The organism is Roseofilum sp. (assembly GCF_982964205.1).
Genome location: NZ_CEZBFX010000131.1, coordinates 1 through 12,862, shown reverse-complemented (window position 1 = coordinate 12,862; position 12,862 = coordinate 1). Strand labels below are relative to the sequence as shown.

At 46.2% G+C, this 12,862-nt stretch carries 13 protein-coding genes; 2 read left to right on the top strand and 11 right to left on the bottom strand.

Annotation, left to right across the window (positions count from 1 at the left end; genetic code table 11):
- Positions 1-159 precede the first annotated feature (159 nt).
- The 10 genes from larB to hpsL form a co-directional block, all read right to left on the bottom strand.
- Positions 160-927, bottom strand: a complete 768-nt coding sequence (gene larB / locus AC3A14_RS21570) for a nickel pincer cofactor biosynthesis protein LarB (protein WP_318734387.1) — start codon at positions 925-927, stop codon at positions 160-162.
- A 6-nt stretch (positions 928-933) separates the two neighbouring features.
- On the bottom strand, positions 934-2,700 hold the full coding sequence (locus AC3A14_RS21565) for an ABC transporter substrate-binding protein (protein WP_318734389.1): 1,767 nt from the start codon (positions 2,698-2,700) through the stop codon (positions 934-936).
- Positions 2,701-2,902: 202 nt separating this feature from the next.
- On the bottom strand, positions 2,903-3,481 hold the full coding sequence (locus AC3A14_RS21560) for a DUF3122 domain-containing protein (protein WP_318734392.1): 579 nt from the start codon (positions 3,479-3,481) through the stop codon (positions 2,903-2,905).
- Positions 3,478-4,074 (bottom strand): Tll0287-like domain-containing protein, encoded by a 597-nt coding sequence (locus AC3A14_RS21555; RefSeq protein ID WP_318734394.1) that lies wholly within the window; start codon positions 4,072-4,074, stop codon positions 3,478-3,480. The genes AC3A14_RS21560 and AC3A14_RS21555 overlap by 4 nt, the downstream gene beginning before the upstream one ends.
- A 107-nt stretch (positions 4,075-4,181) precedes the next feature.
- On the bottom strand, positions 4,182-4,490 hold the full coding sequence (locus AC3A14_RS21550; protein ID WP_318719871.1) for a hypothetical protein: 309 nt from the start codon (positions 4,488-4,490) through the stop codon (positions 4,182-4,184).
- Between the two features lie 150 nt (positions 4,491-4,640).
- Positions 4,641-4,796 (bottom strand): hypothetical protein, encoded by a 156-nt coding sequence (locus AC3A14_RS21545; protein ID WP_318734397.1) that lies wholly within the window; start codon positions 4,794-4,796, stop codon positions 4,641-4,643.
- A gap of 235 nt (positions 4,797-5,031) precedes the next feature.
- Positions 5,032-6,213 carry a hormogonium polysaccharide biosynthesis glycosyltransferase HpsP gene (hpsP, locus tag AC3A14_RS21540; RefSeq protein ID WP_318734399.1) on the bottom strand — a complete coding sequence of 394 codons (1,182 nt, stop codon included), beginning with the start codon at positions 6,211-6,213 and terminating at the stop codon, positions 5,032-5,034.
- A 96-nt stretch (positions 6,214-6,309) separates the two neighbouring features.
- Entirely contained in the window at positions 6,310-7,476 is a 1,167-nt protein-coding gene (gene hpsO / locus AC3A14_RS21535; RefSeq protein ID WP_318734402.1) for a hormogonium polysaccharide biosynthesis glycosyltransferase HpsO, read from the bottom strand.
- 25 nt (positions 7,477-7,501) lie between these two features.
- Positions 7,502-8,494: a hormogonium polysaccharide biosynthesis glycosyltransferase HpsN gene (gene hpsN / locus AC3A14_RS21530; protein ID WP_318734404.1), complete on the bottom strand. Its 993-nt coding sequence runs from the start codon at positions 8,492-8,494 to the stop codon at positions 7,502-7,504.
- 33 nt (positions 8,495-8,527) lie between these two features.
- Entirely contained in the window at positions 8,528-10,216 is a 1,689-nt protein-coding gene (hpsL, locus tag AC3A14_RS21525; RefSeq protein WP_318734407.1) for a hormogonium polysaccharide biosynthesis protein HpsL, read from the bottom strand.
- Positions 10,217-10,355: 139 nt separating this feature from the next.
- Here hpsL and ndhM point away from each other — a divergent pair, with 139 nt between their 5' ends.
- Entirely contained in the window at positions 10,356-10,697 is a 342-nt protein-coding gene (gene ndhM, locus AC3A14_RS21520) for an NAD(P)H-quinone oxidoreductase subunit M (protein WP_318701821.1), read from the top strand.
- Positions 10,698-10,709: 12 nt separating this feature from the next.
- Here ndhM and AC3A14_RS21515 read toward each other — a convergent pair whose 3' ends face one another.
- A complete protein-coding gene (locus AC3A14_RS21515; protein WP_413038623.1) occupies positions 10,710-10,994 on the bottom strand; it encodes a hypothetical protein in 285 nt (94 codons plus the stop codon).
- A 184-nt stretch (positions 10,995-11,178) separates the two neighbouring features.
- Here AC3A14_RS21515 and AC3A14_RS21510 point away from each other — a divergent pair, with 184 nt between their 5' ends.
- Positions 11,179-12,588, top strand: a complete 1,410-nt coding sequence (locus AC3A14_RS21510) for a NupC/NupG family nucleoside CNT transporter (protein WP_318734410.1) — start codon at positions 11,179-11,181, stop codon at positions 12,586-12,588.
- Positions 12,589-12,862: the final 274 nt, after the last annotated feature.

Genomic DNA, 12,862 nt, shown 5'->3' with positions numbered 1-12,862 from the left:
AGTGCGAGATCTCTTTGGGGGACTAGTCCCCCAAACCCCCTACTGGGGAACGCTCTCGTTCCCCAGACCCCTCGCGTAAGGAGTGGTGGCTCGGAGCGCACTCTTAGGAAAGAGTCGCTGTTGATCCCGAATTCAGGTTATTCCCTATTCCCTAATCCCCTATTCCCTATTTACCCGTTGGGCAGTTCTGAGGATTTGGCCGGCTAAAATGGCGGCTCCAAAGCCATTATCAATATTGACGACTCCAATGCCTGCTGCACAGGAGTTGAGCATGGTGAGCAGGGGGGCTAACCCGTTAAAGCTGGCTCCATACCCGATACTGGTGGGTACGGCAATGACGGGAGAGCCGACTAAACCGGCGACGACACTGGGGAGAGCGCCTTCCATACCGGCGACGACAATGAGGACATGGGCTTGGTCTAAAACAGCACGATTGCTGAGGAGGCGATGGATACCGGCAACGCCAACATCCCAGAGTCTTTGGACGTGAAAGCCTGAGAGTTCAGCAGTGATGGCGGCTTCTTCGGCGACGGATAAATCGGCGGTTCCGGCGGAGAGAATACCGATGGTTCCGGGGTGACGAATGTGGGGAGTGCCGATCGCACAAATCCGAGCCATGGGATAGTAGATCAGATGGGGCACGCGATCGTCTAATTGATGATAGACATCGGGTTCAATGCGAGTCGCCATGACGATCGGATTGTCCTGACGCATGGTATTCATAATCTGGGCAATTTGATCGGGGGTTTTTCCCGGTCCCCAGATGACCTCTGGAAAACCGGTTCTCAGGGCGCGATGATGGTCAATCCGAGCAAATTCGCTCACGGGTTCAAAATCAAAGTATTTGAGCTGGTTTAGGGCAGATTCCGGGGTGATTTGCCCCCCTGCTACTGCTTCTAAAAGGGCGCGTAAGTCTTCATTAATCATTACTCATTACTCATCAACAATCTGTAGTTCATCGAGATTCCACAATGCCCCACCAAGGGCAGAATACTGAATGGGTTGAATGCGATCGCGCACAGCCGTCATCGAGAGTTGATTCACCAAATAAATATAGGGTAAGTTTTCCTTGACTAATTGTTGAACTTCTCCATAAATTTGCCGACGCTTACTTTCTTCTAATTCTTGTGCCCCTTGGATATACAAATCGGCAATTTTCTGCTCCCAAGGGTCGGGTTTCCATCCTTGAATCGGAGGTTGTCCCGGTTGTGGTTGTTGATTAAAACTATGTAATGAACCATCAAGTGACCAGACATTGGCACTATTATTGGGTTCAACTCCACCCCCGGCAAAGCCAATAATATGAGCATCCCAATCCAGGGTATTACCGAGTTTATCGACTAAGGTACTAAAGGCAATGGGTTGGAAATCGACTTGAATGCCAATTTTGCTTAAATCTTGCTTAATTTGTACGCCTAATGCTTCCCTAATTTTATTGCCGGCATTAGTCAGAAGGGTGAAGCGAACCAGATTACCAGCATCGTCTTCCAATTGTCCTGTACTGTTATATTGAAAACCGGCTTCTTCTAACAGGGATTGGGCTTTTTCTTGATTAAACTTGTAGATTTTCAATCCCTCTTCCGGGGAGAAATAGTAGGGACTTTGGACGGGAATATTAGAATATTGGGGTTCTCCTAAACCGCGATAGATATTATTCACCATGGTTTGTCGGTCGAGAGCGTAGGCAACTGCCTGGCGAAATTTAAGGTTATTAAACCATCGGGATTTGATCGGATCGACCAATGGCTTGCCATCGCGACTGGCTTTATTCAAATTAAAAGTGATAAATACAGAACTGAGGGTGGGTTGTCGTCCGTGGATGATAAATTTTCCTCGGTCTTCTTCTTTTTTTAAGAGAGAAAAATATTCTGGGGAAACATCGACTAAATCTAAACTCCCGGAACGAAATTGGAGAAAGCTGGTGTCGGTGGATTCGACAATTTGCCAAATGATGCGATCGATATGGGGGAGGCGATCGCCCCCTTCGTCTTTTTTCCAATAATAGGTATTTCGCTTAAAAATGACCCGTTGGGTGGTATTATATCGCTCTAATTGATAGGGGCCATTGACGACAATTTGCTCGACTGGGGTGTCGGTTCCCCAGGTGGAGAGAAAGATGGGATTCCCTTCGGAGTCTTGGGTTTCTATGGTCGGTTTAAGGACATGGGCAGGTAAAATCGGTAAGCCGGTACTGCGTAAAAATGGGGCGAAGGGTTCGGGGATCGTAAATTCGACTCGGCGATCGTCTAATTTTCTCACCGTCGGTAGGGCGCGACTTTCACCGATCATCAGTACAAACCGAGCGGAGGTGGGAATGGCTTCATTGAGATAAACATCGTTGTAGCTAAACACGACATCATCGGTGGTGAGGGGAGAGCCATCGGACCATTGTAAATCCTCCCGGAGGGTAAAGATGATGCGCTTACCTTGGTTGGAAATTTGCCAAGATTGGGCTAATCCGGGTTCAATTTCTCCAGTTAAACCATTGGTCTCAATCAGTCCTTTGTAGGTGAGTCCAAAAATGTTGGGAGTCTCTTGACTGAGGGCGTAGTTAAAGGTTTTGGGATCGCTGAGAATGGCTTGCACCAGTTGGGGCACTTCAGCGGCAGATGTGCGAAACTGGGTAGGGCTACAGGCGGATAAGGCGATCGCCATGACCACCAGTAGCACTCTTATCCATCGACTATACGCGATCGCCATAGGTCTGTGTCTGTCTTAAGCTGCCTATTGATTGTACAGCACAGCTAAGGAGCTTAAGATTCTGGTTAAAAGCATCCTCATATAGCGCTTTGCGCTAGGGAATGGGGAATAGGGAATGGGGAATGGGGAATGGGGAATGGGGAATAGGGAATAGGGAATGGGGATTCAACACTGTCGCTTATAACGCAAGCAAAGCGCTGTATTAATATTCATGAGCTAAATATTGCCATTCCAGAATAATCACAGCAGGAACCGAGATCCGAGTTTCCCCATTTTCCACGGGTAAAGATAGCTCTAGGGAACCGGAAGCGGAAACCAAATCCAGAATATCGGTTAGCTCGTACTGTCCCACATTGGGGGCAGGAGCTTTATCTGCAAAAACATCGGAGGCACTCAACTGCTGATTCTGGCTATCTTTGAGGTTGAGAGGAGCAGGATGTTGAAAAACCGTTTGCTCGGGAAATCCGACTAAACGTAACTGAACATTGGCTAATTCTCCCACTTTGATCCGCTTAAAGAGAATCACTTGCCAGGTTTTGCCACTCCTATCTCGCAAGCTATGGCGAGATTGATAGAGGGTTTGTCCTGGTGCTTCGAGTTGTTGGCGAATCAGAGCCGATGCGGGTGGCGAAACCAAAAGGGTAGAGGGGAGGAGGAAGAGCAGCAGGGCAACGAGAAAAGCAATGACCCTGTGTTTTCCTGGGTGAGTTGGACACGATTCTCTTAAATCTTCCTGAGAAAAGGGGACTTTAAGGAGAGAAGGGTGGGTTAGGACGTTCATTCAGATTCAGAAGCGACAGGATCGGGAATAAAGACAGCGTACATGCCTCGAAGATCTCCTACTTTAAAGTCATAGGCTAAATCTTGGGGATAGTTTTGTTTAACAAATTCTGGCCGTGCTGCTTTTGCGCCATGGCAGCCTAAACAGGTGGCTTCTACATTAATTCGGCGATAGTAGTGCTGTCCTGGTTGACCATTAAGAGTTTCATCTTGCCAGAATCCCATCAGTTCTGGATAGTTATCTAGCAGTTCAAGGGCCGCTTCTGCTTCTGGGGTGTCTGGAGCATGGGCAGGGTTGCGATATTTGACTGCTATTTGTTTCACTTGCCATCCGTTTTCTTGGCTCAGTTGTTTGGCTTTCATACCTACGGGTTTACAGACTTGCTTGAAGGTTTGTGGAGTAATGGCTTTGGTTCTGTCTTTGAGGGTTGAGGCTAGCCCAGAGCGCATGGCATCTAAGTTTTCAATTTCTTCGATGGCATGGGAGAGTTGACCAGGATCGGGGTTTGCAAGGGCTGTTTGGGGAGCGCAGAGGCTCAGGACAGTGAGGCACAGGAGGAGAGTGCCCATGGCGAGGAGTTCGATCGGTTTCATGAGTCAGACTAAAAATTATTACTTAACTTTATAGTAATGTATTGCGGTCAGAAAATCTAGCTTTGGAAGCTAGGCAAGAGAGCAAAATCGCCCAAATGTAACTGACTTTAGCCGATCGCCGGAAATTCACTCAATCCCAATTGGGCTAAAACCTGTTCGTGAGAAATCGTCTTCTTCTCTGTTTTCCTATCTTCTCGTTGCTTGGAATATAGTGGCACATCGGAGACTCTCAAAACTGGTTGAGTTAAAGCTGCTCTAAAGAGTTGCAGATCCTCAGTTAACTCTTGTAGCGATCGCCCTGTAGGACACACCTCATTTTCCGTACATCCTAGAATCGAACCATCCTCTGCATAAAACACTTCACGAATCACATAATCACCATTGTCTTCACAAAAAACACGATAATCCCAATTCACGATCACAAATCCTCCTGTTCGCCAGGAAAATAGTATATATTTGCGTCGATGGCAGCAAAGCTAGAGATCAAAATCGCCCAAATGTGAGTCACTTTAACCGATCGCTGGAAATTCACTCAACCCTCTACAATCGATCCAGACAAAATCTCATTACCCATGACTCACGACTAATGTAGAGATCGCTTTCTTTTCCAAGACATACTCGCTGTAATCAGCGAGATGATCGAGTCCTAAGCAACTAAGAACGATTTCTAAGGCTAACCATAGGGTTATCCTGGGGATTAGGGTTTTCCATCGTACTTTCATCGGTTGAGTTCCTCGACAGGAAATACAAAAACATACGAGAGGTTAGAGGTTTCGTCTGGATGATTTCGGCTATAGTTCTAGGATGCTCTGGAGATGGGGGTGATGACGGTGAGGACAGAGGGCGATCGCCTGTGAGAGATATCCTGGAAAGATGCGATCTCGGTTTTTTCTCTAACCTGATGTTTTTACTATAGGTAGTCGATGGAGAAGGGAGTGGGAAAACCAGGACAGTAATTTAACTGGACAATCGCGCGAACTGTTGGTAAACGCCGATGGTTTGTTGGGCGATCGCCGACCAGCTATAGTGAGTATTAGCGTATTGTGCCCCTGCTGCTCCTCGTTTCAGTCGTTCTTGGCGATCGCTCAGAGCCAGTCGTAAGCTATCCGTTAGCGAATTGACATCACAACCACACACCCATCCAGCCGCCGCTTTTTGGATTTCTTCCCAGATATAAACGCCTGTGGAGATAACGACAGGGGTTCCGGAGGCGATCGCCTCAGCGACAGCAATGCCAAAATTCTCATAGTAGGACGGCAGTACAAACAGATCCGCATCTCGCAACAGCGCCGCTTTCTCCGCTCCCCTGACAAACCCCGGAAACTGGGTACAGGAGGCTAAGGTAGAGGATTGGATCTGCTGTTTAATTTGCTCCACATAGGCGGTATTTTGGGGATTCCCACCCGCTAAAACAAACTCAAAGTCAAAATTTTCATTCACCAAGGTTTCCAGAGCAGGAATGAGCAAATCCAAGCCTTTTTTCGGGTCAATTCTCGACATATAGAGAATTAAGGGTTTATCGGCAGGGATATTCAGGTTTTCTCTAGCCATGCCCGGTTCTGGTAGTTGGGGCAGTTGCACCCCTAAAGGTACAATTACGCCTGGGGTATCGGTGCCAAAGCGATCGGAAATTTTCGCTTCAATGCTGCTGGTAAAATGAATCGCTGCAGCTCCTTTAATATTGCCCTTTTCCCACAGAGCTGTATAGATGCGCTTCAGTTGGCGTTTTTTGCGTAAGTCCGCCGGATCTAACGTTCCCAAAGGACGCATAATATACGGGAGTCTTTTCTGTCTGGCGATCGTTGCAGCAGCCGAACTGACCGGAGAAAATAGGGCATGAATATGGGCAATCTCGTATTCTGAGGCATGTTCGGACAGCCATTGTAATAAATCTAGGGAAAATTTGTAGCGTCGGAATGGGGAGCAGCGAAAGTAGCGAATCTGATAGCCATTTTCCTCCACAGGGCGGTCTAGGGGCACATCTAACGGCGCTTCACCCGTATCACCATTAGAATTTGTGGTTAAGATCGTCACATCCATACCGGGTTCATTACTCAAGGCAGCAGACAACCCTTTGACCATCTGACTCGGACCACCATAGACGAGAGAAATGGAAGGAACAATTTGTAAAACGCGCATTATGGTTACAGCGCTTTGCGCTAGGGAATAGGGAATGGGGCAAGATCTACGTTTCGGAAAATCAATTGAAAATACAAGAACTAAACGTGAATGAATCTACAGCAACTGTTCATAAAAAGAGCATTGTTCTTTAGCCAAAGCCGTATTGGTATAGTGAAGCATCACCCGTTCATAACCTTTTTGCGCCAAATCTTGTCTGAATTCTTGATTTTCCATTACTTGACGCAAACTGTTTCGCAAACCATCCACATTCCCTTCTGGAAATACCAATCCCGCTTCATCAATCACATGGGGAATTTCTCCAGAATCAGAACCAATGACCGGCACTTTACAAGACATCGCTTCAATCAGAACATGGCCAAATTGTTCTTTCCAACCGGCTGCGGTTAGCGTCTTAAATTTATAGGTGGTCTCAGACGGTAAAACCAGGACATCCATTAAATTAATATAGCGATAAACCTGGTCATGGGGAACACTTTCCACACAAATCAACCGGTCTCGCAATCCAACTTCTGAAGCCTTGTTTAAAAGATCTTGCTTCAAGTTGCCTCGACCGAGCAACAGCCATTTCCACGGATAATCCGTAATTTTTTTCAAGGCGTTGAATAAAGTCAAAAGTCCTTTTTCTTCCACAAACCGCCCCACAAACCCCACGACAAATTCATCAGGCTTAATGCCCAAAGATATTCTCAACTCCGGTTGCTCTTGGGGCGAAAATAACTGCTCGTCTACCCCCAGTTGAGGCATCACTTTGATGGGGCCATCATAGCCATGATCGCGCAGTACATCGGCTCCGTCTTGGTTGCCCGATATAATACCATGGGAATGTTTAAGATTAAATCCCTCTAACACAGAAATGGGGAATTTGACTTCATAGGGTAAATTCCACCAAGTAAAGAATACATTTTTGGCGTTCAAGTTGAGTTGCTTATTGAGGGTAATTAATTCTGCATGGCTAAACGCTTTTGCTCCTTGCTCAGTCTGCAAAATATGGGGTTTCAAGGTTTTGAGGAGTTGCACTAAATCCAGCCCAAAAGTCAATAAGCCTTGGTTATTTTCACTCAAGTTTGATAGGGGAACAACTCGAAAATTCCCCTCATCAACGGGTTGGGTTTCAATGATTTTGTTTTGCACGCCTCCCGGTCGCCATCGCTTGGGGACAACCACGGTTACTTCTATGCTTGGATCGAGTTGGGCTAATTTTCTTAATTTCTCTCGATTGAGATCGACAATGTAGGTGTGGCTGGCGATTAAAATTTTCATGATTGTTTAGACTCTAATAACACCATTAAACCGATTCAGAAGCTTGCCATTGTTCATCTTGTTGGCTATAGGTTTGCCCTGTTTTCCATAATGTTTTGAGCCGAGTCTGCCAAGCACTTAAGTAACCCATGGTGTAGAACCCTGCGCGACTAACAATTTTGATGGGGGAGCCACTTTTATTGCAGGGAGGATGACCTAAAACGTGACAGTCAAATAACTTGCTAAAGAACCGGATTTGTTGACCTACGGTCAAATTCTTGAGTCCCATAAGAAAGTGGTTATGGTAGAAGGTAATCTGATATTCTAGCGATCGCGTGGAAATATCGTGACATCCTCCGGTTTCTTCCCCCAAATGCACCAAATTAGCTTCTGGATCGTACCAGATTTTGTATCCCGTCTGGCGCAAGCGCAGGCAAAAATCGGACTCTTCCCGTACCGCACTGCCGCGAAATCGCTCATCAAATTCCAAGCCATGTTTGCTAAAAATGTCACGGCGGAAGGACATATTACATCCCCGTGCAGAAATGACTTCCTGGGCTTTTGTCGTATGGACTAAATCAATGTGATACCAAGCAATTCCAGGGTCAAAAGCTTGCGGCGGTAACTCTTCAATGGTATAATTATTCTTGGACTCGCCCAACTTCATGCGGTCAAAAACACGACCAGCAACTGCACCAATTTCCGGGCGATCGTAATTGCGCGCATGGGCCATCAAATAGCCTTCTGGTAACACCACATCATCATCAATAAATAGCACCACATCTCCGCTAGAGCGCCGTACTGCATAATTTCGCGCTCCTGGTAAACTCGCCCAATTGACCCGAAACAGCTTAATTTTGCCTGAATTAGCCATCTCATCCAAGAATGCTTGAATTTCCGGCTTATGCTCGGCTGTTTGATCGACTACTAATACCTCAAAATTGGGATAATCCTGCTTCAGGACATCCTGGATACTATCGAGTAGGGGTTCTTCTCTCCCATAGGTAGGAATAATCACAGATAGAAAAGGTAAATTCATTGTTTATTCGGCGATCGCTCAGGGATTATAGTTCTATTTCTTCTTTTTACTCGATTTACGCCCATTTTTGCCAGGTTTAGCCGATTTAGATTTCTTGCGTTTTTTCGGATCGGCTTGTGCTTCCAGAAGCGCTTGCAGTTCTTCCTGTTTCTTTTGTTCTTCCTTATCAATATCAGGTAACTTTAAGGTAATACCAGCAAATAACCAATAGTAGACACATACCGGATCGGTATCTAATGGATACCAGTAAGTTTGGTAACTAATAATTAGAATAAATACCCAAAAACAAGCGCCAAAATTGCGTAAGCTTTTATCTTTCACCGAACGATAAGCTTTAAACGTTTGCCAAGTCAGAGCAGTAACCAGCAGTAAAAATAAGGCAAGCCCTGGTTTTCCTAATTCAAAGAGGACTTTTGGGAACCAAGTTTCCACCAAAAAAGTTTTACCAAATATTCTAGCCGAATTCGTTGCCCGTCCTAATCCATTGCCAAAGAAACCCGCTTCCTTCGCAGAATGTTCGGCTTGTTCAGCAATAAAATCTGCTGGGTTAGATGCACCCAATCGACCGACTAAACTATCCCATCTTTCTTGTACAACATCGGGGAAAGCTACCGCCGCACCTCCCAAGAGTAAGGTTAATCCAACTGCAATGGGAATGAACCGTTTTAGGTTGGCAACTTGACCGGTAAGCACCAGTAAAATAACGGTTACGACAGGGACAAGCATTGTCGCAATTCGTTGTCCTGAAATCACAGAACAAACAAAGTTTAATCCCATTCCAGCAAATCCCGCCATTTGCCATAGAGGAGAAGGATCGCAAAAAGCAGTGGCAAAGGTAAAGAAGGCGCTACAAATCATATACCAACCCCAGTGCCAAGGGGAAGGTAAGGTACTGGGGAGACGGATCTGACCAACCTGGGGACTGTAAGTTAAAGATCCTCCAACTAGGCATCTGGCTTCGACACTTGCTTTGAATAAATCGTCTCCTACTGCATTACGAGTGCCTTCACAGGCACCCGATAAGAGCGATCGATATTGCATTACACATAATACGCAGGTGATAAGGGCTAAAATAGTCGTTATCCGGGTAATCCAAAGCAATTCTTTTTTCCCCCGAATCATATAAAATCCACAACTGATTAAGGGGATGTATCCCATGAATACTTTTAAGCCTAAAATCCCTAATAAGATCGGTTTATCTCCTCCGTAAGTTTTTCCAGTTGTATTGATGACTAGGATGATAAAGACACAATACCCTAATAGGGAAAATATGAAGGGAATTAGGGGTTTGGGCACAAGGAACGGCAAACGATATCGTTGGCAGTATTGATAGATGCCCATTAATCCGGGAATGTAAAACGCATCTTTGGCTAACTGGAGGAGTGCATTTCCTCCTCCCACTCCATAAACAATAGTGCCGCTAAAGGGCATATAGATATAGAAAGCCCATAGAGCTTGAATGGGATAATTTAAGGCAAATATGAGAACACCAATCCCAAATAATCCGGCTACGAAAAATGAAGGTTCGCCCATAACGGCGAACCCAATTAAACCGAAAACAGAGCCAATTCCGATCGCCTGTCCGAGGACTCCATTGAACTTTTTGCGCGCATTGGCAGCTTCACGTTTTTTGGCAGCTAGTTCTTCTTTCGTCGGAGGGGGTTTGACTAGGGCGGCTAGATTCGGTGCTTTTCCTTTGGATTTGAGTTTACTTTTGGCCATGGGGGAAGCGGGAACTGCTCTGAAGTTATTCTTTCTGGGCGATCAATACAATGGCATCTTTGCCTAAGATAGCTTAGAGATTGCGTCCTTTGCCTAGCAATGACAGAATACCTATAGGCTGTTTTTTATTGACTATTATATGTTACTCAAATCTACGACCCGCCATATCCGCATTTTTACGGCTGTTATTGAAAAGGGAGAACTCAATCCATCTGACAATATGCTGACTCTGGATGTAGACCCAGATAATGAATTAAATTGGACAGATTCGTCCCTAAAAGAAGTCTATGGTAAGTTTGAGGAGTTGGTTGCAGCCTATGAAGGACAGGATTTAACCGAGTATAATCTGCGTCGGATTGGGTCGGATTTGGAGCATTTTGTCCGATCGCTCCTCCAAAAAGGGGAACTCAGCTATAACCTGGAAAGCCGGGCAGTGAATTACAGTATGGGCTTACCTCAAGTCGCCGTCGATCAACCCTAATCCCAATTCCCTTTAAAGACCATCAAAGGGATTCGGGGGTTGGGGTTGGGGAAGATCCTCCCCCGCCAACTCTGAGGGAGGACGTTCGTTGCTCCAACCCCACCAGGCTTGTCCGCATTCACATAAATAAAATTCTTGCCATTTACGGCGATTGCCTTCTGTGTAAACGGGCGATCGCCGATTTAACCACACCCGTTCAGCTTGCCTCGAAGTCGCCGCACAGCGAGGACAACAGAACTTGAATGCATGGGTAGCTTGTTCTGTCCAAGCTGGTGGATGAATATCAAACGCTTCCATAAACCTTAAAATTCTCCCTAAACCAACGGAGTGCTTATACCCTAAGCTTAAACCCATGAACACTAATTTTTCATCCATGATGGCTATCCTAGACTTGACATCGGTGTAATTCCGGAGTCTGATAATAATCAACGTGGTGTGACATCACCGGATTGGCTGGCTACTGTGAGGAAGCACTCTGCCCATGAATCCCATTTTAAACCTGATCTCCGCCCTCGGAATCGTTATCTTATGTCTGATTGCTTGGGTTGGTTCCGAAGACCGCAAAGTGGTTCCCTGGCGAACGATCGCCATTGGCATTACTCTACAAATGACGATCGGACTCTTAGTCTTTGTTCTCCCCACGCGCGATCTGATTGCCCAACTCAATAATCTGCTCAATGCCCTTTTAGATGCTTCAGAAGCAGGCGCTCGCTTCCTGTTTGGTGGCGATACTTCTGCTTTTGTCCCTAATCCTAACCGAGTGCTTGGCCCGGGGCCGGCAGGACGGTGGATTATGCGTGCAGTCGGTCAACCCTATGTGGCGATCCCTGGCGATAAACTTGGCTCAGATCATCTCAATCCGGGCTATATCTTTGCCTTTCGCTCCCTACCTCAAGTGGTCTTCTTTTCGGCATTAGTCGCCCTATTGTATCGATTGAATATTATTCAACCGATTGTCAAGGTTTTTGCCCAACTGTTCCAGAAAACGATGAAAATTAGTGGGGCAGAATCCTTATCCGGAGCAGCCAATATTTTTGTCGGTATTGAATCGGCGATCGCCGTTAAACCCTTCCTGGCTAAAATGACACGCAGCGAAATCTGTGCCATTCTCACCAGTTGTTTTGGTTCTATTGCTTCCTCTGTTCTCGGACTCTATGCTGGGTTTTTACGCCCTGTCTTTCCCTCCATTGCCGGTCATTTGGTCTCCGCTTCAATTATGACCATTCCCGCTTGTTTCGTGATTTCAAAAATCTTGGTTCCGGAAACTGGAGTGCCTGAAACCCTGGGCAAAATTCCTGAAGAGCCAGAGCAAGACCCCGAAAAACGACCGAATCCCATGGATAGCCTGATTATGGGAGCCTTAGATGGGGTGAAAATGGCCGTTGGTATTGCGGCTGTAATTATCGCCATTTTGGGTTTAGTGGCGCTAATTAATATGGGCTTTGATAGCCTATCAGGATTACCTGCACCAGTCGGTACGGTATTTCAAGTAGTTACGCTGCAAAATATCATGGGATTTTTGTTTTTTCCCCTAACTATTCTGACGGGGGTATCTCTGGATATTAATGAAATTTGGCAAGCTTCCGTGATTATTGGTCGTCGGGTGTTTGAAACCAATGTGCCACCTTATATTAGTCTCGCTAATCTGAGTCGTACAGGAGCCATTAGCGATCGCGCCATGCTCATCGTCAGTTATGTTCTCTGTGGGTTTACTCACTTTGCCTCCTATGGGATTTTCGTTGGCGGACTCTCTTCCCTGATTCCCGAACGGCGATCGGAAGTTTCCTCCCTCGGCTTCAAAGCCCTCTGGGCCGCGACTCTCGCCACTTTAATGACCGGTTGTATCGCCGGACTCTTTGACTTGGGTAACCCGGCGACATTAGGGCGATAAACAGAAAGGGCATGAGAAGAGTCTCCAGAAGCCGGGTTTCTCGGAGAAACCCGGCTTCTGAGATCGTAGCGCAGATCGCAGGGTGGGCAGGAGAATAGGCAAGATCCTTCAACCTTGACAAGCAAATCTTGCTTACCTTACTAGACTTCCCAATTCGTGTAGAAACTGAGCAGAGCGGTGGTATAGTCATTCCAATTAAAAACCAGCAGTATAATAAGGGGAAATCTAAGGGAGTTGAAGGATGGCATACCGTATAGATTTACGCTCACGAGTA